The organism is Curtobacterium flaccumfaciens (assembly GCF_018598405.1).
GTDB classification, from domain to species: domain Bacteria; phylum Actinomycetota; class Actinomycetes; order Actinomycetales; family Microbacteriaceae; genus Curtobacterium; species Curtobacterium aurantiacum.
Genome location: NZ_JAHEWS010000002.1, coordinates 187,812 through 206,569 on the forward strand (window position 1 = coordinate 187,812; position 18,758 = coordinate 206,569).

The following is an 18,758-nucleotide window of genomic DNA, read 5'->3' on the forward strand; positions in this document are numbered from 1 at the left end:
GAGGCCCGTGGCGGCGCTGCCACGGGCCTCCCGTCTGTCCGTCACCCGCCTTACAGGACCCCGATCACGGTCGCCTGCCAGCGTCCGTGCCGCTCTTCGAGCCGCATCGCGACCGCCCGCGCGTGGCTGCGCGTGTGCACGACCACCGTCGCCTCGGCGACGCCGGCTGCCGGCCGGCAGACGAGGACGCTACCGACCCGCAGCACCGGACGTCCTCTGGCCCGCCTGCTGGAGCCCCGGGCCTGCGCGGCCACCGCGGCCCGCTGTTGCAGGTGCCGCTGCACGTCGTCGCTGATCCACCGGGCGATGCTGTCGACCTCCCGCGCGCCGGTCAGCACCTCGGCGACGCAGAGTCCGAGCGCTCGCGCCGTCGTCGCCGGATCCGGGGGACCGGTCTCCTCGACGGGGTCCGGATCCGGTTCGACGATCCGGAGCGGCGGTGGGTGCACCGTCGTCGTCGCGTCCTCGATCCGGCGTGCCTGCTCTGCCACACCTGCCCCTTCCGTCGTCGGAGCGAGCGTATGGGGCGTGCGACATACAAAATACACATGGACCTGGCCTGTGGACAGGGCGACGTTCTCCACAAAGCGGCGCACCTAGACTGATCGGGTGTCGACCCTCAGTGACCTCGTCCTCGCGCAAGGCCGTTCCTCGGAAGCAGACGTGGAGTGGCTCCACCTGCTCGTGGGGGACTGGCAGCTCCTCGCCGACCTGTCCTTCGCCGACATGGTGCTCTGGGTCCCGACCGCCGAGGACGGCTCCTTCGTGGCCGTCGCGCACGCCCGGCCGAGCTCCGCGGCGACGCTGTTCTACCGGGACATCGTCGGCCAGGAGATCCGCGAGGAGTGGCGGGGCCAGGTGACCGAGAGCTTCGCCGGGTCGAGGGTCGTCGACTCCGCCGAGCCCGACTGGTACGAGGACACCCCGACCCGCGTCCGCGCGATCCCGGTGCTCCGCCGCCTCAGCGCGAAGAGCGCCGAGACCACCGAGCGCCCGATCGCCGTCGTCACCCGGCACTCCAACCAGGACGAGATGCGGACGCCGAGCCGCCAGGAGCTCAACTTCACCGCGAGCGCGAACGACCTGTTCGGCATGATCGCGACGGGCGACTTCCCCGACCTCGGTGCGCCGGCCGGTCCCCGTCGTGGTGCGCCCCGTGCCAGCGACGGCCTACTGCGGCTCGACACCGCCGGCATCGTGACGTTCGCGAGCCCGAACGGCCTGAGCGCCTTCAACCGCATGGGCTTCGAGGGGGAACTCGAGCGGAAATCCCTCGCCGAGGTCACCACCGAGCTCATCGGTGCTCAGCTCGACGTCGACGAGTCCCTGCCGCTCGTCGTCACGGGTCGCGCACCGTGGCGCGCGGACATCGAGTCGAAGGGCGTGACGGTGTCGCTGCGGTCGATCCCGCTCCGCGACCACGGTGAGCGCATCGGCGCGATCGTGCTCTGCCGCGACGTGTCCGAGCTGCGGCACCAGGAACGCGAGCTCATCACCAAGGACGCCACGATCCGCGAGATCCACCACCGCGTGAAGAACAACCTGCAGACGGTGGCGTCCCTGCTCCGGATCCAGGCGCGTCGCACGCACTCGGACGAGGCGCGGACCTCGCTGCAGAACGCCATGCGCCGCGTCGCCGCCATCGCCGTCGTGCACGACACCCTGTCGAGTGGCCTGAGCCAGACCGTCGACTTCGATGAGGTGTTCGACTCGGTGCTGAAGCTCGTGACCGAGGTCGCCGCGTCGCACAACACCACCGTGCACCCGAAGAAGACCGGCGAGTTCGGCGTGCTGCCCTCCGAGGCCGCGACGCCCCTCGCCCTCGGACTCACCGAACTCGTCACGAACGCCGTCGAGCACGGGTTGGACGGCCGCGACGGCGAGGTCGAGATCGTCGCCCGCCGCTTCGACGACCACCTGGAGATCGAGGTCCGCGACAACGGCGTCGGGCTCCCGGAGGGCAAGGTCGGATCGGGTCTCGGCACGCAGATCGTCCGCACGCTCATCCAGGGCGAGCTCGGCGGCACCATCGACTGGCACACCCTGACGGGCAGCGGCACCGAGGTGACGATCACCATCCCGTTCCGCTGGCTCACCGCCCCCGCCTGACGCCCGATCCGAGCTCGCAAGACACCGGTGTTCGCCGGTCGAACACCCGCGTTCCGGTGTTCGACGCGTGAACACCGGTGTTTTGCGCACCCCCACCCGCCGCGCGCACGACGACGCCCGCCATCCCCGAGGGGACGGCGGGCGTCGTGGTGTCAGACGACCGGGGTCAGGACGCGCGGCGAGCCCGGGCGGCGCGACGCTTCAGCGCACGACGCTCGTCCTCGCTGAGACCACCCCAGACACCGGAGTCCTGGTTGTTCTCGAGGGCGTACTGCAGGCACATCTCGGTGACCGTGCAACGCGCACAGACCGACTTGGCCTTCTCGATCTGGTCGACGGCGGGCCCGGTGTTCCCGACGGGGAAGAAGAGCTCGGGGTCTGCGGTGAGGCAGGCAGCCTTGTCACGCCAGTCCATGTGTGGTGCTCCTTGATGTCGATGCTCGAACGGCAGGCCGGGGCCGTGGTTCGGGGGATCGGAACGCTGTACATGCATGCGGCATGAAAGGGGACAACTGTGGGGAGGAGTCCGCTGGAAGCGAGTCTGACGCCCGCGCGACGCTCGGGGGAGGAGCGATGAACCACGGGAGACGCACACCACATCGTGCCGTCCAAACGACCTCCAATATCGTTCCATACTGGTAGGGCCAAATCAAGGGTTCCGATGCTGGAGGATCACTGTGCACGACGACACCCCGAACGACACCGATCCCTCCGCTCCCGCCGCGCGCCGGTCGCCGGCGATGCTGGGGCTGCTCGCCGTGGTCGGCCTCGAGTTCCTCGCACTGGTGGTCGTGACCGTCGTGCTGGTCGTCGAACTGCTCGTCGCGCCGGCCGCGAGCATCGCCTCCGGCATCGCGCTCACCGTGCTCGTCGCCATCGCCGCGCTCTGGCTCGGCGCCCTGGTGAACGGGCTGTGGCAGGGACGCTCCTGGGTGCGCTCCGGCATCATCGTCTGGCAGGTCCTGCAGGGTGCGATCGCGATCGGGGCGTTCCAGGGCGTGTTCCGGGTCGCCGCCGTCGGCTGGCTCCTGCTCATCCCGGCGCTGCTCGGCATCACGCTGGTGCTGTCGCGGTCGGTGACGGCCGCGCTCGCGCGCCCGGTCGAGTAGACGGTCTGGTCCGCCACGCACTGGAGGCCCGGTGCCGGTTCTCGGAACCGGCACCGGGCCTCCAGTGCGTGGCCGGCCGTCAGACCAGGCCGAGCTTCTTCCGCAGGCTGGCCACGTGCCCGGTCACCTTGACGTTGTAGAGCGGCAGCTGGACGGCGCCGTCCTCGTCGACCACGATCGTGGACCGGATCGTGCCGGTGACGATCTTGCCGTAGTTGTTCTTCTCGCCCCAGGCCGCGTACGCCTTGTGCACGGCGAGGTCGGGGTCGCTCAGCAGCGGGAACGTCAGCGCCTGCTCGTGCTGGAACGTCTTGAGCTTCGCCTGCTCGTCCTTCGAGACGCCGAGGACCTCGTAGCCGGCGGCCTGCAGCGAAGACATGTTGTCGCGGAAGTCGCAGGCCTCGGTGGTGCAGCCCGGGGTGGACGCCGCCGGGTAGAAGTACACGATGACCTTCTTGCCGCGCAGGGCAGCCAGGGAGTGTTCGACGCCGTCCTGGTCGGGCAGCGTGAAGTCGGGGGCGGTGTCGCCGGGGACGAGACGGTCGGTCATGGTGCTCCTGTTCGCGTCGTGCGCTCACGAGTGGTCGTGGGCGCGCGAAACCCATGCTATTGTTGATTCCCGTTGCGGCACGGAAGCCGGAACATGCACCTCTAGCTCAATTGGCAGAGCAACTGACTCTTAATCAGTGGGTTCTCGGTTCAAGTCCGAGGGGGTGCACCGCAGGACGAACGCCCCGGCTCATCGAGTCGGGGCGTTCGTGCGTTCCGGGGGTCTTCGATCGTCGACGCGGGGACACGCCCGAGGTGCGTCGAACCGCGGAATTCAGTCCGCGGGGACGTCGACGATCCGTTCCTCGCCGACGACCGGTTCGAGCGCTCCCGCCGACGCCGCCGCGAGGTCGGCGGTGAGGACCCCGAGTGCGTCCCGGGGGACCCACACCTCGAAGGTCGCCGCCCGCCCGTACTCGGTCGGCCCGAGCGTCGCGTGGTGGTGCCGTACCCAGTCGCGCAGCACGTTGTCGAGCCGACCGGCCTCGGCGTGCTCGACGTCGAAGCGCACCTGCGTGAGCGCCTCGCGACGGACCAGGACCGCGGTGTCGAGCGCCTCGGACACCGAGGTCGAGTAGGCGCGGACCAGGCCGCCGGCACCGAGCTTGACCCCGCCGAAGTACCGCGTGACGACCGCGACGACGTCGGTCAGCTCGCGGCGTCGCAGGACCTCGAGCATCGGGACGCCAGCCGTGCCCGAGGGCTCCCCGTCGTCCGAGGAACGGGCCTGGTCGCCGAGCACGCCCGTGACCATCGCCGTGCAGTTGTGCCGGGCGTCCCAGTACCGCCGGCGGACCTCGGCGATGACCCGGTCGGCGTCCTCGACCCCGGAGACCGGTGCCACGGTGGTGATGAAGCGGGACTTCGTGATCACGATCTCGTGCTCGATGCGCGCCGCGACGGTGGCGGGGAAGCGGCGGGGCATGCCCACGAGGGTAGCGGCGCGGTGTCGGGCGCCCGCGCTAGCATGGCGTCCACGCGCCGGACCCACAGGTCGCGCGGACACGGCTGGGGAGGAGTCCGAGATGGACACGGGTGATCTGAAGGGCGGGGCGCTCGACGCCGCCGAGCTCGCGCGCCGCCTCAACCTGCTCCTCGACTTCGAGGAGTCCCAGCGCGGCGCCCCGGTGCCGTTCGCCTCGATCGAGGAGTACGTCGCGGCGCACGGTGGCTCCCTGTCACGGGCGAAGTGGACGTACATGCTGTCCGGCGACGGGCGGCGCAACCGCGACACCGAGCTCCTGCGTCTGCTGGCCGGGTTCTTCGAGGTCGACGAACGCTTCCTGCTCGAGGACAGCGAGGTGCCCGAGCGGATCGGGGCCCAGCTCGCCCTCGTCCGGTCCCTGCGCTCCGCCCGCGTGAGCGGCTTCGCGGCACGGACCTTCCCCGGTGAGCTCTCACCCGACGCGTTGCGGCGCATCGCCGAGGTGCTCGAGGAGGAATCGCAGCGGGGGAGCGTCCTGTGACCGAGTCGTTCGTCGAGGCGTTCTGGGCCCGTGGCGCCGCCGAGGGGTGGTCTGACGTCGACCAGGCCGTCGCCGCCGCGGCAGCGGTCGTCGACAAGCCGATCGTGGTGCGCGAAGAGGCGTTCCTCGCCGCCGAGCCGGTCTGTGGCTTCGTGGCGACGCTCGCGCACGCGCACCTCGTGATGATCTCGCCCACGGCGTCGCCGACCTTCCGCTCGTTCGTCATCGGGCACGAGCTCGGGCACGTGCTGCACCGCCACCAGGAGCACGCCCCGCAGAGTGCGTACATCCGCGACGTCATCCCCGACCTGCCGGAGTACAAGGTCGAACGGGCGCTGGCTCGCGGGATGTTCTCCAACACGTACGAGCACGAGGCCGAGGTCTTCGCCGACCGGCTCGCCACCCTGATCCGTCAGCACCGCGGCCGCCCGAGCGCCTTCCGCGGGGTCTTCGGGTGATCATCGCCGTCGTCCAGGCGGTGCTGCTCATCGTCGGGACGATCGTGCTGTTGGTCATGCAGCGCGGGCAGGACCGAACGCTCGCGTTCACGTTCCTGCTCTTCGCGGCGACGATCGTCACGAACGTCGACCCCCTGTACCGGTGGCTCGACCCTCGGCTCGGCGGGTTCAACGTCGTGACCCTCATCAGCGACTGCCTCATGGTGGCCGGCACGAGCACGCTGCTGTGGGGTGTCGCGAAGGCGGTCGGCGCCGCACGGCCGTGGCTCCGGAACGCCGTCCTGGTGTCGTTCGCGGTGGTCGTCGTCGTGGTCGTCGTCGCGTTCACGGTGCTCGACAAGCCCGCCTCCACGACGACGTTCATGCTGGACGCGGGCTCGCACCCGGCGGCCACCGTCTACTCGATCGCGCAGACCGTCTACCTCGGGGTGGCCCTCGGCGCGACGGGGTTCATCTGCGTGCTCCGACTCCGCGAGGCCCGGACGACGACCGACCTGGTGGGGCTGTGGGTCCTCGTCCTCGGCGGCGTGCTCGGGGTCGTCCGGATGGTCGTGGTCGTCGTGATGGACGTCGCACACGTCACGGGCGACCTCGACCGCACGCACGCGCTCTCGCTGCCGTACGACGTCACCACGCCCGGCGCGGTGCTCTGTGTCGCGTCCGGCATGCTCCTGCTCGTCTTCGGACACCGGATCTCCCGTCGACGCCGGACCCGACGGGTGGAGGACGCGTTGGCCCGGCTGGCACCGCTGCACGACCGGGTCGGGGTGGACAACGCCTACCCGCCGACCGACGACCCCGCCACCCGGCTCAGCCGCCGCATCGTCGAGATCAACGACGGGGTCCGGACCGCACGCGCGTCGCTGACGGACACCGAGCGAGCCGTGCTCGCCGACGCCGAGGCCGCACTCGAGACCGTGTAGACGCTCGACGCTTCGGAGCGGGCCGTGTACAGTCTGTAGCAAGTGCTACAGATCCTGTGGCCTGCCGGGGTCGGGACTCGGCCGCGTTGGGGGCGGCCGAGCACCACCCGCCCGGGCGCCGCGCGAGAGCACCGTTGTCTAGGATCGGACCGTGCTCGTCTTCGCCGCAGTCGTCCTGTTCCTCGGTGCCGTCTTCAACGTCATCACCTGGCCGCGCTTCTTCCAGCGCGTCGCGAAGGACTCCCGTGCCCGTGACGCCGCCGGCAAGCCGACGACGTTCTACACGGTGCACCTCGTGCTCCTGCTCATCGCGCTCGCCATCGCCGTCGCCTCGGTCGTCGCGGGCATCCTGCTGCTGGCCTGAGCCGGTCCGAGCAGCCGCTGGGCGGCCCTGGTCCGCACCACCCGCCGGCCTGGAGGCCCGTGGCGGCGCCGCCACGGGCCTCCAGGCCGGCCTCGGTCACCATCGCGAGTCCCCGCGCACAGACCGCTTCAGCCCCGCTTCAGCGGACCACGGCAGGATCGACCCCATGCGTGTGCTGGTGGTCGACGACGAGGTCCGGCTCGCCGACGGCGTGCGCCGCGGCCTCGAGGCCGAGGGATGGGCGGTCGACGTCGCGAACGACGGCGTGGACGGCCTGTGGCACGCACGCGAGTTCCGGTACGACGCGATCGTGCTCGACCTGATGATGCCGGGCCTGAGCGGCTGGGCCGTGTGCGCGCAGCTCCGGGCGGACGGCGACTGGACCCCCGTCCTGATGCTGACCGCGAAGGACGGCGAGTGGGACCAGGTCGAGGCGCTCGACGCCGGTGCCGACGACTACGTCACGAAGCCGTTCTCGCACCCGGTGCTCGTCGCGCGGCTCCGGGCCCTCGTCCGCCGGGGGCGCGCGAACGCCCCACCGTGCTGACGCTCGGTGACCTGGTGGTCGACCCCGCTGCCCGGACCGTCGCCCGCGGTGCCACACCCGTGGAGCTGACCAGCCGCGAGTTCGCCGTGCTCGAGTACCTCGCGCGGCACCCGGGACAGGTCCGGTCCAAGCGCGACGTGATCGAGAACGTCTGGGACGTCGACTTCGAGGGGGACCCGAACATCGTCGAGGTCTACGTCGGACACCTCCGCCGGAAGCTCGACCGTCCCTTCGGTCGTGCCGCGATCGAGACCGTCCGCGGGGCCGGCTACCGGCTGGCGGCCGACGGTGGCTGACGGCGCCGGGGCGACGACCCGGCGGCGACGGTTCCGGTCGGTCCGGGCCCGCACCACCCTCGGCGCGGGGGTCGTCGTGCTCGCCGCCCTGGTCGTCGGTGCCGTCGCGTTCGTCGTCGTGCTCCGGCTCGTCCTGCTCGACGGCGTGCGCACCTCGGCCGAGGCAGGGCTCGAGCAGGTGTCCTCCCGGGTCGAGGTGGACGGCGCGGCAGCCGTGGCGGACTACGAGGACGTCCTGGTGCAGGTCGTCGGCGACGGCGGGACGGTCCTGGCGCACGGCGAGGACGCCGACGGGGACGCGCTGCCCACCAGCGACGAGTCCCGGTGGACGCACGACGGGGAACACTGGTTGCTCGTGGCGGACGACGTGGACCTGCCGGGCGGTGGCGAGGCCACGCTCGTCTACGGCGCCACGCTCGACCAGGCCGACACCGCCGTCCGCACCGCCGTCGTCCTCCTCGCCGTCGGCGTCCCCGTGCTCGTGCTCCTGCTGGTGGCCGTCACGTGGACCGTCACCGGGCGGTCGCTGCGGCCGGTGGAGCGCATGCGCGCCGAGGTCGAGACGATCCGCGCCGCCCGTCCGGACGCGCGGGTGGAGGTGCCGGACACCGGCGACGAGGTCGCTCGGCTCGCGACCACCATGAACACCATGCTCGACCGACTCGAGCGGTCGGCCGAGAGCCAACGGCGTTTCGTGTCCGACGCCTCCCACGAACTCCGGTCACCGATCGCCTCGATCCGGCAGCACGCCGAGGTCGCCGTCGCGCACCCGGAGCGGACCGAGGTGGCCGACCTCGCCGACGTCGTCCGGTCCGAAGCGGTGCGCCTGCAGGACCTCGTCACCGGGCTGCTCGAGCTCTCACGCCTCGACGAGGGCGGGATCCGGACGCGGCGCCCCGTCGACCTCGACGACCTGGCACTCGACGCCGTGGCGCGAGCGCGGGCACGCTCCACGGCCGGTGCCGCGCCCGCGCAGAGCCGCGTCGCCGCGGCGGTGCGGGTGGACGGCTCGGCGATCTCGGCGGCACGGGTCCTCGGCGACGAGCGCGTGCTGGCGGGGGTGGTCCGGAACCTCGTCGACAACGCCGTCCGGCACGCGAGCACACGCGTCGCGGTCTCGCTCGCCGAGCACGACGGGTCTGCGGTGCTCACGGTGGACGACGACGGTTCCGGCGTGCCCGAGGACGAGCGGGAGCGGGTCTTCGAGCGGTTCGTGCGACTCGACGAGGCGCGCAGCCGGGACGCCGGTGGCGCGGGACTCGGACTCGCCATCGTGCGCGACGCCGTCCGTGCCCACGGTGGTGACGCGACCGTCGTTGCGTCCCCGCTCGGTGGCGCACGCTTCGTCGTCCGCATCGCACTCGGCGGCTGAACAGGCGGCTTCAGGGCTGCTTCAGCACCCCGCCGACATGCTCGTCCACATGAACCTCCGCACCCAGCACCAGAAGCCCTCCGCCCGCCGCATCGCCGCGTTCGCCGCCCTGCCGATCGCCGCGGCGCTCGCGCTCACCGGCTGCGCCAGCGACGACTCCGACGACGACACGGGCTCGGCCGGCTCCGGCTCGGTTGGCTCGTCCGCCACCGGCTCGTCGTCCTCCGGCTCGACGACCTCCGGGTCGTCCTCCGCGGCCTCCGCGGGCTCGAACAAGGCGCTGCTCGCCGCCGTCGCCACCGCCCGTGGCGAGGTCGGCTCCGGCACCGTCATCTCGGTCGAGCAGGAGCAGGGCACCTCCGCCTACGAGGTCCTCGTCGTGACGAAGGACGGCACCGAGCACGAGGTGCACACCAACGCCGACGGCACCGCGGTCACCGGCACGCCGCAGACCGAGGCTGCCGACGCGGACGACCAGGCCGAGCACGAGCGCTTCGTCGACGCCGCGGACCTCAGCGTCAAGCAGGCCGTCGACGCGTTCGCGGACCTGCACGCCGGCACGGTGACCGAACTCGGACTCGACGACCACGTCGGCAAGGTCGTCTGGGAGGGTGACGTGCTCGACTCCTCCGGGACGAAGCACAGCGTGCGCATCGACGCCGGCTCCGGTGACGTCGTCACCGACCGCGTCGACACCGACGACTGACCGGCACGCGTCGGCCCCTGTCGCTCACGACTCGAGCGGCGGGCCGAGCACCTTCCGGATCGCCAGCGAGGCGAGCTGCTCGTCCGGGGTGTCGAGCAGCACCCGGTACGTCTCCTGCTCCGCGACGAACTCGACGCACACGGCGTCCTCGTCGCACGGGCCCAGCCGCCACCCCTGCACGTGCTCCATCGGCACGACGATGCGGGCCTCGCGCTGGTAGTCGGTCTCGGCTTCGAGCCGGTCCGCGAACACGCGGAGCCGCCCGAACGCACCCCGCCAGCTGAGCTGCAGGTCGAGGGTGGGAGAAGCAGAACGGTCCGGCACCCGCCGATAGTAGCGACGGGTGCCGGACCGTTCGTGTTCGCCCTGCGGGCCTCGCGCTCCGGGGACAAGCGGAGCGGTTACGCCCCGTCGTCGTCCCGGTCGCCGTCGCGGCGGACCTGGGCTGCGGGGTTGCGGACACCGATCGGGTACGGACCCGTGACGCCTTCGCGCAGGGCGGCGATGCGCAGGATGCGGTCGCGCTGCAGGAACCAGCCGACGATGAGCAGCGGGATGACGATGACCAGCGAGGCGATCGTGTACGTGCCCACGGGGTAGTCGATCGCCATCAGGACGATGACCGATGCCAGGAACGCCAGGGTCAGCCACGCCGTGACCGGGGCACCGGGGAGCCGGAAGGTGGGTTCCTTCGCGAGGCCCTGCTTGGCCCACTGGCGCAACCGCATCTGGCACAGGATGATCGTGCCCCAGGCCGTGATGATGCCGAGGCTGGCGATGTTCAGCGCGATCTCGAACGCCTGACTCGGCACGAAGTAGTTCAGCACCACACCCGCGACGGTGAACGCCGCGGTGAGCAGGATGCCGGCGTACGGCACACCGCCCTTCGACATCTTCGTGGTCCACTTGGGCGCCGAGCCGTTCATGCCCATCGAGTGGAGCGCGCGACCGGTCGAGTAGAGGCCGGCGTTCAGCGACGACAGCGCGGCGGTGAGCACGACGAAGTTCATGATCCCGCCGACGATCGAACCGACCTGCGGGTTGCCGAGCGACGAGAAGAACGTCACGAACGGGCTCTCGCCCTCCTTGTACGCCGTGTACGGCAGCAGCAGGGAGAGCAGGATGATCGAGCCGACGTAGAAGACCGCGATGCGGAAGACGACGGAGTTGATCGCGCGGGGGATGACCTTCTCGGTGTTCTGCGTCTCACCCGAGGCCGTGCCGACGAGCTCGATCGCCGCGTACGCGAACACGACGCCCTGGATCACGATGACCGCGGGGAGCAGCCCGTTCGGGAACAGCCCGCCGTTGTCGCCCCAGATCGTGAACCCGGTACGCACGGCCTCGCCGCCGGCCTCGACCGGGAACGCGAAGACGAGCCACACGATGGCGACCACCAGGAACGCCACGAGCGCGGCGACCTTGATCAGGGCGAACCAGAACTCGAGCTCGCCGAAGACCTTCACCGCGACCATGTTCGCGGCGAGGACGACGACCAGGGCGATCAGCGCCAGCAGCCACTGCGGCGCCGCGGTGAAGGCGGACCAGTACTGCAGGTAGATCGCGACGGCGGTCGTGTCGACGATCGAGGTCATCGCCCAGTTCAGGAAGTACATCCAGCCGGCGGCGTACGCGAACTTCTCACCGTAGAACTCGCGTGCGTACGAGATGAACGACCCCGAGGACGGACGGTGGAGCACCAGCTCGCCCAGTGCCCGCAGGATGAAGAAGGCGAAGATCCCGGCGACCAGGTAGGTCAGCGCGAGTGCGGGCCCAGCGGTGTGGAGTCGTCCGCCGGCTCCGAGGAAGAGCCCGGTCCCGATCGCGCCGCCGATGGCGATCATCTGCAGTTGCCGGGGCTTCAGACCGTGCTGGTAGCCCTCCTGCTCGTGCGAGAAGTCGTTCGCCGGCGCTCGGTTCACACCCGTGTCGTTCTGCGCTGTCATGCGCGACAACCTACATGCGCACCGGACCGGGGTGTCACTCGGACCCACGATCGAGCCGATCTGGACGACTGAGCGTCCGCACAGGTCATCGGCCCCGGTTCCTGAACGACGGTCGCCATCCGTTGCTTGCATGGAGGGATGGACATCCTCCTCCGACTCCTCGTCGCGATCGGGTTCGCCCTGCTCGTCACCGCCGTCGTCGCCCTCGTCCTGCACCTGGTCCTCCGGGCGATCGCGCGCCGGGAACGCTGGGCCGGCGTGCTCTCGCGCCGGACCAAACACCCCTTCCGCACGGTGCTCCTGGTGGTGCTGCTCTGGATCGCGTTCACGTCCAGCATCCCGAGGAACGCCGACGCGTACCCGTGGCGCGACGAGGTCGTGCACGCCTTCCTCATCCTCACGATCGCGGCGGGTTGCTGGCTCGCGTGCCAGGTCGCGATCTTCCTCGAGGACCTCGGGCTGCACCGCTTCCGCATCGACGTGCCGGACAACCGCCAGGCACGACGCATCCGCACGCAGGTGCTCATCATCCGACGGCTCACCGTCGCCCTGCTCGTCATCATCGCCGTCGGCGCGATCCTGCTGACCTTCGACGGGGTCGAGGCGGCCGGCGCGAGCGTCCTCGCCAGCGCCGGGCTCATCTCGGTGGTCGCGGGCCTCGCCGCCCAGTCCACGCTCGGCAACGTGTTCGCGGGCATGCAGCTGGCGTTCTCCGGCTCGATCCGGGTGGACGACGTCGTCGTGGTCGAGCAGCAGTGGGGCCGGATCGAGGAGATCACCCTCACCTACGTCGTCGTGCACCTGTGGGACGACCGACGGTTCGTCCTGCCGTCGACGTACTTCACGAGCACCCCGTTCGAGAACTGGACGCGCACCGGCAGCGAGCTCCTCGGCGCCGTGGAGTTCGACCTCGACTGGCGGGTGAGCCCGGCCGACATGCGCGCCGAGCTCGACCGGATCCTCGACACGTCGACGATCTGGGACCGCCGGGTCAAGGTGCTCCAGGTCACCGACGCCGTCGGGGGACTGGTCCGGGTCCGCATCCTCGTCACCGCTCCGGACGCCGGCGGGCTCTTCGACCTGCGCTGCTACGTGCGCGAGGAGATGGTCGAGTGGATCCAGCGGACCCACCCGGATGCCCTGCCGGTCCAGCGGGTGCAGCTCACCGAGCCGACCGCCCCGACACCGCGCCGACGCGGACGTCCGGCAGAGGGGGACTCCCAGCTGTTCGGCGACGACGAGCGCGGTGCGCTCTTCACCGGACCGATCCAGACCTCCGGCATCCCCGAGTCGGAGCGCTGACCCGCTTCCGCGGATTGTCGGTCCCGAGGCGGCCGCCGTGGACCGGCTCGGACGACGGACGGGAGGCCCGGTGCCAGCTGGCACCGGGCCTCCCGTCGGTCACGGGGTCGCGTCCGCGACCTACTGGCGCGCCTTGACGGCGCGGTCGTCCTCGACGACCGTGCCGATCGCCACGATCGACGTGGCGATCCACGCGACCCAGGTCAGCGCGAGCCGCCAGTCACGCGGTCCTTGGCGGGTGGTCTGCAGCACGCTGTAGCCGCTGATGAGCGAACTCCACACCGCACCGTTGAACATGAACTTGCGCACAGAGGCCTCCTGTCGTCGTGCTGACAACGCTACCGGCCCGTACATTGGAGCGCCGCCGGTCACCCTGCCGCGGCATCGGTTGGAGGAGTGTTCGTGCGTCAGGCGGTCATCGGAGCGGCCCTGCTCGTCGTCGGCGCGGTCTGCGTCGTGTTCGGGTTGCTGCCCCTCGACGACCTCGCGGTGCTCGCAGACCGGGTCCTGCCGGTCCTGGGGTTCGTCCTCGGACTCACCATCGTCGCCGAGCTCGCCGCCGACGCCGGGGTGTTCGACCGCCTCGCCGACGTCGCCGCTCGGATCGGCGGCGGTCGCACCGTCGGTCTCTGGGGCGCGGTCGTCGTCCTCGCCGTGCTCTGCACCGTCTTCCTGTCGATCGACACCACGGCGGTGCTCCTCACCCCGATCGTCATCTCGCTGGCGCGGCGGGTGGGGCTGCCCCCGATGCCGTTCGCCCTGACCACGGTCTGGCTCGCGAACACCGCCTCGATGCTGCTGCCGGTGTCGAACCTGACCAACCTGCTCGCCGTCGACCGGATGGGGCTCGGCGGCCCGCTGCCGTTCGCCGGGCTGATGGCCTGGCCCGCCGTCGCCGGGGTGGTCGTGCCGTGCGCGGTGCTGCTCGTGGTGTTCCGGGGCAGGCTGTTCGGTCGCTACACGCCCGTGTCGGTGCGGAAGCCGAGTGACCCGGTGTCGTTCTGGGCGGCCTCCGGGGTGCTCGTCGCCCTCGTCGTCGCGCTGACCGCCGGCGTGACCGTCTGGATCGCGGCGATCGCGGCAGCCCTCGTGCTCGTCGTGGTCGCGGCGTTCCGGTCGCCGTCCGAGCTCCGGGTGTCCCGCGTGCCGTGGTCGACCCTGCTCTTCGCCGCCGGGCTCTTCGTGGTGGTCGAGGCGCTGCACACGACGGGCATCACTGATCCGATCGTGCACGTGCTGCAGGGCGGTACCGGCACGGGCTCGCTGCTGCTGCTCGGCGGAGCCGGGGCGGTCGCGGCGAACGGCATCGACAACCTGCCGGCGTACCTGGTCCTCGAGCCGGCCGCCGGGCACGAGGCGCTGCGGTACGCCGCCCTGCTCATCGGTGTGAACGCCGGGTGTCTCATCACCCCGTGGGCCTCGCTGGCGACGCTGCTGTGGCACGCTCGCCTGTCGGCCGAGGGCGTGCACCTGTCGTGGGGCCGCTACATCGCGCTCGGCTGCATCGTGGCGCCGCTCACCGTCGTCGCCGGGGTCCTGGCACTCGCGCTCTGACGCGGGCGGGCCGCATGGTCAGAGCCAGTCGCGGGTCTTGAAGACGCGGTAGAGCACGAGCGACGATGCGATGATGATCGCGAGCGACGCCCCGAGGCCGCTCCAGGCCCCCTCGCCCGGGAACTTCACGTTCTGGCCGAAGAAGCTCGTCACGCCGGTCGGGATCGCGATGATCGCCGCCCAGCTCGTCACCTTCTTCATCACGGTGTTCTGCCGGTTCGACGCCAGGTTCAGGGTGGTGTCCAGCACGCTCGAGACCGCGTCGCGGAGCTGCTCGACCGAGTCGGCGATCGAGACGAGGTGGTCCTCCACGTCGCGGAAGTACGGCCGGATGCCGTTCGAGATCGTCTCTGCGTCGCCGTGCAGCAGCGAGGCCACGCTGTCCCGGGTCGGGACGACCAGCCGCCGGAGGACACCGAGGGTCTTGCGGAGCCGGAACGAGCGACGCTGGATCTGCTGCTCGCGGGGGTCGCCCGGCTCGAACAGGTCGTCCTCGAGCGCGTCGAGCTGTCGCTCCAGCTCCTCGACGGTGTCGGTGGCCCGGTCGACGACGGCGTCGAGCAGCGCCCAGACGAGCCAGGGCACGCCGTGCTCGGCCATGTCGGAGTTCGCGGTGAGGCGGTGCTCCATCGGCGTGGTGTCGACGTCGGAACCGTGGATCGTGACGAGGGCGCGCTCCGTGACGAAGGCCTTCACCTCGTGCGTGACGAGGTCACCGTCGTCGTCCGTGCCGCCGACGTCGTAGACGACCAGGAAAAGGCTGTCGCGGTACCGGTCGAGCTTCGGGCGTTGGCCGTGCTCGACCGCGTCCTCGACCGCGAGCGCGTGGATGCCGAGCTCCTCCTCGACCTGCTCGAGGTCGGCAGGCGTCGGGTCGGTGTAGTCGATCCAGACGAAGGTGTCCGGGTCGGCGACGAGTTCGGAGATGCGGTCGACGGGGAAGTCCCGCTCGACGGAGTCACCCCTGCACCACGCCCGTGTCCTGACCATGCTCTTCAGCCTAGTGAGACGGCCGACCCGGTCATCCCGGGTCGGCCGTCGTGGTGCTGCGGAGCCGCTCAGCCGACTCCTGCTCAGCCGACTCCTGCTCAGCCGACTCCTGCTCAGCCGACTCCTGCTCAGGAGGCTCCTGCTCAGTAGGCGGAGACGAGCTTGTCGTCCTCCACCTTCAGGTACTGGTTCACATCGAACGAGTCCTCGCCGCGCTTCTGGTCGCCGAGGTAGGAGGTGTACTCGTACGAAACGCTCCCGTCCTTCGTGCTCGTCACCATCACGGTGCCGGAGCGGGACGCCTCGACCCGCAGCTCGGGCATCGACGTGACGTCGTACCGCACGCCGCCGTCGGCGTCGTACGGCCCGTACCAGGGGCAGCCGCTCAGGGCCCGGAGCTCGGTCTTCGCGGAGCAGTCGTCGATGAGGTCGGACACGTACTGCTCGGCGTCCTGCTCGAGCGCCTCGGTGGCCTTCGGTGCGAAGTCGACGTAGCCCGACGAGACCGGACCCACGGTGAGCTCCTCGGTGCCGCCGGTGAAGTACTTCGTCCCGCCGACCTCGACCTCGTACGTGCCGGGGTAGGCGAGCGAGGTGAACTTGCCGTCCTCGATCGTGCCGACCTCCTCGCCGCCGACGGTCACCGGTGCGCCCTCGAGGACGTCGGAGGCCGTCAGGGTCACCGTCTGCGCGAGCGGCCGGGTGATGCGCCACTCGTCCTTCACCAGGAACGAGGTGCCGGTGCGGCGGAGCGACACCTGGCCGGAACGGTTCTTGCCGTCCTGCGTGTAGCTGATGGTGGCGATCGCGGTGTCTCCGGACCGGGCGACCCGGCCGACGCGGATGTCCGACGGCCGGTCCTCCGCGCTCTTCAGCACCGTCGAGTCGAGCATGGCGGCGTCGTCGGGGACCTCGCTGAGGTCGGCGGCGGTGTCGGCGTCCCCGCTGGCGATGGCCTGCACGTAGGACTTGACCGTGGGCGCCGGGCCCCAGACGTTCGCGCGGAGGACGCTCGTCGTGACGGCGCCGGCGATCACGACCACCACGACGGCGCCACCGGCGATGAGCGAGCGGACCAGGATCTTCTTCGCCCGCGGGGACATCGGTGCGGGTGCGGGCGCGCCACCGCCGATGAACGGTTGCGACCCGTCGGTCGGCTGCGCCCCGTACGCCGGCTGCGCGCCGTAGGGCGGCTGTGCGCCGGACGTCGGCTGTGCGCCGGACGTCGGCTGTGCGCCGGACGTCGGCTGTGCGCCGTACGCGGACTGCGCGGCAGACCCCGACGGCGGGTACGGCGCCTGCTGGCCGGCGCCCGGGGGAGTGTTCCACGCGGCGGCAGCCGGAGCGTCGGCAGCAGCAGGCGCACCGGGAGCAGCAGGCGCACCGGGCGCGGCCGGGTCGACGGACGCGGTGGCCACGACGCGGGTACCCGTGCCGGCGGCGGGCCCGGCCGGGAACGCCTGCGGCACGACGGGCCGGGGGTCCGCGCCGACCAGACGCGACGTCCCGAGCACCACGGCACCCCCGAGGCGGGGCAGGAGCACCGGGGCGAGGTACCGGGCGACGACCTCGATCGCGCCACCCCACAGGGCGAAGACGATCGGCGTCCACGGTGCGACGCCGATCGATCCCGACCCGTCCACCGAGCTCGTGCCGCTCACCTGGTACGAGGCGACCCCGGTGCCGAGGACGAAGAACAGCAGCCCGAGTGCGAACCACACGAGCGGCGTGACGACCCAGTCGAGCGTGCTCCGCACCCGGTCGTTGCGGCGGACGGCGAGTGCGAGGCCGGCCACGACCGAGGTGACGACGACGAACAGCACGACGAGCCAGGTCCAGCCACCGGCTCCGCCGAACACCGAGGCGGTGTCGCCGGCGGACCCGAAGCCGGACGTCCCGACGCCGCCGAGGAAGCCGAGCGCGGTGAGTCCGACCGCGACGTTGCCGAGCAGCAGGGGCAGGGCGGAGCCGGAGGACGGCTGGGCGATGAGGGCGACGACGATGACGGCGAGGGCGACCAGCACGACGAGGACCGTGAGCTGCGACGCGGCGACACGGAGCGTGCCGAGCAGACGGGCGGCGAAGACGTTGCGACCGGCGAGGACGGAGGGCCGGGCGAGGAGCGCTGCCAGGGCGCCGATGACGAACGCGCCGAGGACGCTGCCGACACCGACGGCGTGCACCGGCTCGATGACCGCTCCGGACACCGACGGGAACCGGATCGCGAAGAGGGCGGCCGCGACGTTCGTGAGCACCGTCGTCACCAGCCCGGACACCACCGCGGTCACGAGCACCTGCGTGCGGCCGAGGGCACGAGTCCGGATGCGTCGCGTGAGCACGACGGCCAGGACCACCTGTGCCGCGAGCACCAGCGCCGGGACCACGGCGAGGGAACCCGAGCCGGACCCGAGGAACCCGATCGACCCGGACAGGTGCAGGCGGCCGAGGTCGGCGAGGGCGACGAGCTGTGCCGGTGCACCGAGCAGGACGCTGACGCCGGAGAGCAGGGACTCGACGTCGGGAGCCGACCCCGCGCCGAGGTCGGTGCCGGAGCCGGTGCTCGGACCCGTCGAACCGCTGCCGCCGGACGCGAGCAGCGCCACGGTGATGAGCAGCGAGAGCGCCGCGACGACGTACGCCGCGACCCAGCCGCCGACGGCGGCGAGGACGGCCGCCAGCCAGTCGCGACCGGACACGGACCGCAGGAAGCGACCGAACGCACCGGACGACTGCGCGGCGGGGGCGGGCTGTCCCGACCACTGTTGCGGGCCTCCAGGCTGCTGCTGCCAGGCGGGCTGCCCGAGACCGGGCTGCCCGGGACCGGACTGACCGGGACCGGGCTGACCGTTCCAGGCGGGCTGCCCGGGACCGGGCTGCGACGGCGGGACGGGCGGGTTCGGCGGGTTCTCGCTCACGGCTGGGGGTCCTCTCCGACCGGGAGGCCGGCGCCGCGCTCCAGCACCCGTGTCCCCCCGACACGTGCCTGCAGCGTAGCGGAACCGCCGATCCGCCGTGAATACGCTGTCCCCGCGCTGGTAACTTCGGCACCGCACCCGGCGCACGACGC

19 protein-coding genes, 1 tRNA gene and 1 pseudogene are annotated in these 18,758 nt (G+C 71.4%); 12 read left to right on the forward strand and 9 right to left on the reverse strand.

Annotated features, from left to right (window positions below; genetic code table 11):
* Nucleotides 1–50: 50 nt before the first annotated feature.
* Nucleotides 51–491, reverse strand: a complete 441-nt coding sequence (locus KK097_RS18325; RefSeq protein ID WP_214543583.1) for an Rv3235 family protein — start codon at nucleotides 489–491, stop codon at nucleotides 51–53.
* A 118-nt stretch (nucleotides 492–609) separates the two neighbouring features.
* Between KK097_RS18325 and KK097_RS02395 the strand changes: the two genes are divergently transcribed.
* Nucleotides 610–2,109, forward strand: coding sequence for a sensor histidine kinase (locus tag KK097_RS02395; protein WP_027466510.1), 1,500 nt, complete (start codon nucleotides 610–612; stop codon nucleotides 2,107–2,109).
* A 166-nt stretch (nucleotides 2,110–2,275) separates the two neighbouring features.
* On the opposite strand, the gene KK097_RS02400 is transcribed toward KK097_RS02395, so the two are convergent.
* Nucleotides 2,276–2,524: a WhiB family transcriptional regulator gene (locus KK097_RS02400; protein ID WP_017888820.1), complete on the reverse strand. Its 249-nt coding sequence runs from the start codon at nucleotides 2,522–2,524 to the stop codon at nucleotides 2,276–2,278.
* A gap of 262 nt (nucleotides 2,525–2,786) precedes the next feature.
* Between KK097_RS02400 and KK097_RS02405 the strand changes: the two genes are divergently transcribed.
* Complete coding sequence (locus KK097_RS02405; protein ID WP_214543584.1) at nucleotides 2,787–3,218, forward strand: hypothetical protein; 432 nt, start codon at nucleotides 2,787–2,789, stop codon at nucleotides 3,216–3,218.
* 79 nt (nucleotides 3,219–3,297) lie between these two features.
* On the opposite strand, the gene bcp is transcribed toward KK097_RS02405, so the two are convergent.
* Nucleotides 3,298–3,768, reverse strand: coding sequence for a thioredoxin-dependent thiol peroxidase (bcp, locus tag KK097_RS02410; protein WP_214543585.1), 471 nt, complete (start codon nucleotides 3,766–3,768; stop codon nucleotides 3,298–3,300).
* 95 nt (nucleotides 3,769–3,863) lie between these two features.
* Here bcp and KK097_RS02415 point away from each other — a divergent pair.
* Nucleotides 3,864–3,936, forward strand: a tRNA-Lys gene (locus KK097_RS02415).
* Nucleotides 3,937–4,041: 105 nt separating this feature from the next.
* Here the strand turns inward: KK097_RS02415 and KK097_RS02420 are convergent.
* The gene (locus tag KK097_RS02420) at nucleotides 4,042–4,692 is read right to left on the reverse strand and encodes a YigZ family protein (RefSeq protein ID WP_250892676.1); all 651 of its coding nucleotides are present in this window, start codon (nucleotides 4,690–4,692) and stop codon (nucleotides 4,042–4,044) included.
* Nucleotides 4,693–4,792: 100 nt separating this feature from the next.
* Between KK097_RS02420 and KK097_RS02425 the strand changes: the two genes are divergently transcribed.
* The 7 genes and pseudogenes from KK097_RS02425 to KK097_RS02455 all read left to right on the forward strand — a co-directional run bounded on the left by KK097_RS02425 (nucleotide 4,793) and on the right by KK097_RS02455 (nucleotide 9,899).
* Complete coding sequence (locus KK097_RS02425) at nucleotides 4,793–5,233, forward strand: hypothetical protein (protein ID WP_214528316.1); 441 nt, start codon at nucleotides 4,793–4,795, stop codon at nucleotides 5,231–5,233.
* Nucleotides 5,230–5,691, forward strand: coding sequence for an ImmA/IrrE family metallo-endopeptidase (locus KK097_RS17855; RefSeq protein ID WP_214528315.1), 462 nt, complete (start codon nucleotides 5,230–5,232; stop codon nucleotides 5,689–5,691). The genes KK097_RS02425 and KK097_RS17855 overlap by 4 nt, the downstream gene beginning before the upstream one ends.
* The gene (locus KK097_RS02435; RefSeq protein ID WP_214528314.1) at nucleotides 5,688–6,614 is read left to right on the forward strand and encodes a hypothetical protein; all 927 of its coding nucleotides are present in this window, start codon (nucleotides 5,688–5,690) and stop codon (nucleotides 6,612–6,614) included. The genes KK097_RS17855 and KK097_RS02435 overlap by 4 nt, the downstream gene beginning before the upstream one ends.
* A 151-nt stretch (nucleotides 6,615–6,765) precedes the next feature.
* Nucleotides 6,766–6,978: an SCO4848 family membrane protein gene (locus KK097_RS02440; RefSeq protein WP_214528313.1), complete on the forward strand. Its 213-nt coding sequence runs from the start codon at nucleotides 6,766–6,768 to the stop codon at nucleotides 6,976–6,978.
* A gap of 166 nt (nucleotides 6,979–7,144) precedes the next feature.
* A pseudogene (locus KK097_RS02445) lies at nucleotides 7,145–7,821 on the forward strand (response regulator transcription factor).
* Nucleotides 7,814–9,193, forward strand: a complete 1,380-nt coding sequence (locus tag KK097_RS02450) for a sensor histidine kinase (protein ID WP_214543586.1) — start codon at nucleotides 7,814–7,816, stop codon at nucleotides 9,191–9,193. Before KK097_RS02445 ends, KK097_RS02450 begins: the two are co-directional and overlap by 8 nt.
* 49 nt (nucleotides 9,194–9,242) lie before the next feature.
* The gene (locus tag KK097_RS02455) at nucleotides 9,243–9,899 is read left to right on the forward strand and encodes a PepSY domain-containing protein (RefSeq protein WP_214543587.1); all 657 of its coding nucleotides are present in this window, start codon (nucleotides 9,243–9,245) and stop codon (nucleotides 9,897–9,899) included.
* A gap of 24 nt (nucleotides 9,900–9,923) precedes the next feature.
* Here the strand turns inward: KK097_RS02455 and KK097_RS02460 are convergent, their stop codons facing one another.
* Both KK097_RS02460 and KK097_RS02465 read right to left on the reverse strand, forming a co-directional pair.
* On the reverse strand, nucleotides 9,924–10,223 hold the full coding sequence (locus KK097_RS02460) for a hypothetical protein (RefSeq protein WP_214528309.1): 300 nt from the start codon (nucleotides 10,221–10,223) through the stop codon (nucleotides 9,924–9,926).
* Between the two features lie 77 nt (nucleotides 10,224–10,300).
* Nucleotides 10,301–11,845, reverse strand: a complete 1,545-nt coding sequence (locus tag KK097_RS02465; protein ID WP_214528308.1) for an amino acid permease — start codon at nucleotides 11,843–11,845, stop codon at nucleotides 10,301–10,303.
* 138 nt (nucleotides 11,846–11,983) lie between these two features.
* On the opposite strand from KK097_RS02465, the gene KK097_RS02470 reads away from it, so the two are divergent.
* Nucleotides 11,984–13,147 (forward strand): mechanosensitive ion channel family protein, encoded by a 1,164-nt coding sequence (locus tag KK097_RS02470; RefSeq protein ID WP_214543588.1) that lies wholly within the window; start codon nucleotides 11,984–11,986, stop codon nucleotides 13,145–13,147.
* 120 nt (nucleotides 13,148–13,267) lie between these two features.
* On the opposite strand, the gene KK097_RS02475 is transcribed toward KK097_RS02470, so the two are convergent.
* A complete protein-coding gene (locus KK097_RS02475; protein WP_214528306.1) occupies nucleotides 13,268–13,456 on the reverse strand; it encodes a hypothetical protein in 189 nt (62 codons plus the stop codon).
* Nucleotides 13,457–13,549: 93 nt separating this feature from the next.
* Here KK097_RS02475 and KK097_RS02480 point away from each other — a divergent pair, with 93 nt between their 5' ends.
* Nucleotides 13,550–14,701, forward strand: coding sequence for an SLC13 family permease (locus KK097_RS02480; RefSeq protein ID WP_214543589.1), 1,152 nt, complete (start codon nucleotides 13,550–13,552; stop codon nucleotides 14,699–14,701).
* A gap of 18 nt (nucleotides 14,702–14,719) precedes the next feature.
* Here KK097_RS02480 and KK097_RS02485 read toward each other — a convergent pair whose 3' ends face one another.
* Both KK097_RS02485 and KK097_RS02490 read right to left on the reverse strand, forming a co-directional pair.
* Nucleotides 14,720–15,691 (reverse strand): magnesium transporter CorA family protein, encoded by a 972-nt coding sequence (locus KK097_RS02485; protein ID WP_214543590.1) that lies wholly within the window; start codon nucleotides 15,689–15,691, stop codon nucleotides 14,720–14,722.
* Nucleotides 15,692–15,834: 143 nt separating this feature from the next.
* Entirely contained in the window at nucleotides 15,835–18,606 is a 2,772-nt protein-coding gene (locus tag KK097_RS02490) for a hypothetical protein (protein WP_214543591.1), read from the reverse strand.
* Nucleotides 18,607–18,758: the final 152 nt, after the last annotated feature.

Coding starts and splice junctions, on each gene's coding strand:
- bcp (WP_214543585.1), bottom strand. CDS start 3,768: ATGACCGACCGTCTCGTCCCCGGCGACACCGCCCCCGACTTCACGCTG.
- KK097_RS02455 (WP_214543587.1), top strand. CDS start 9,243: ATGAACCTCCGCACCCAGCACCAGAAGCCCTCCGCCCGCCGCATCGCC.
- KK097_RS02485 (WP_214543590.1), bottom strand. CDS start 15,691: ATGGTCAGGACACGGGCGTGGTGCAGGGGTGACTCCGTCGAGCGGGAC.
- KK097_RS02420 (WP_250892676.1), bottom strand. CDS start 4,692: ATGCCCCGCCGCTTCCCCGCCACCGTCGCGGCGCGCATCGAGCACGAG.
- KK097_RS02465 (WP_214528308.1), bottom strand. CDS start 11,845: ATGACAGCGCAGAACGACACGGGTGTGAACCGAGCGCCGGCGAACGAC.
- KK097_RS02470 (WP_214543588.1), top strand. CDS start 11,984: ATGGACATCCTCCTCCGACTCCTCGTCGCGATCGGGTTCGCCCTGCTC.
- KK097_RS02425 (WP_214528316.1), top strand. CDS start 4,793: ATGGACACGGGTGATCTGAAGGGCGGGGCGCTCGACGCCGCCGAGCTC.
- KK097_RS02400 (WP_017888820.1), bottom strand. CDS start 2,524: ATGGACTGGCGTGACAAGGCTGCCTGCCTCACCGCAGACCCCGAGCTC.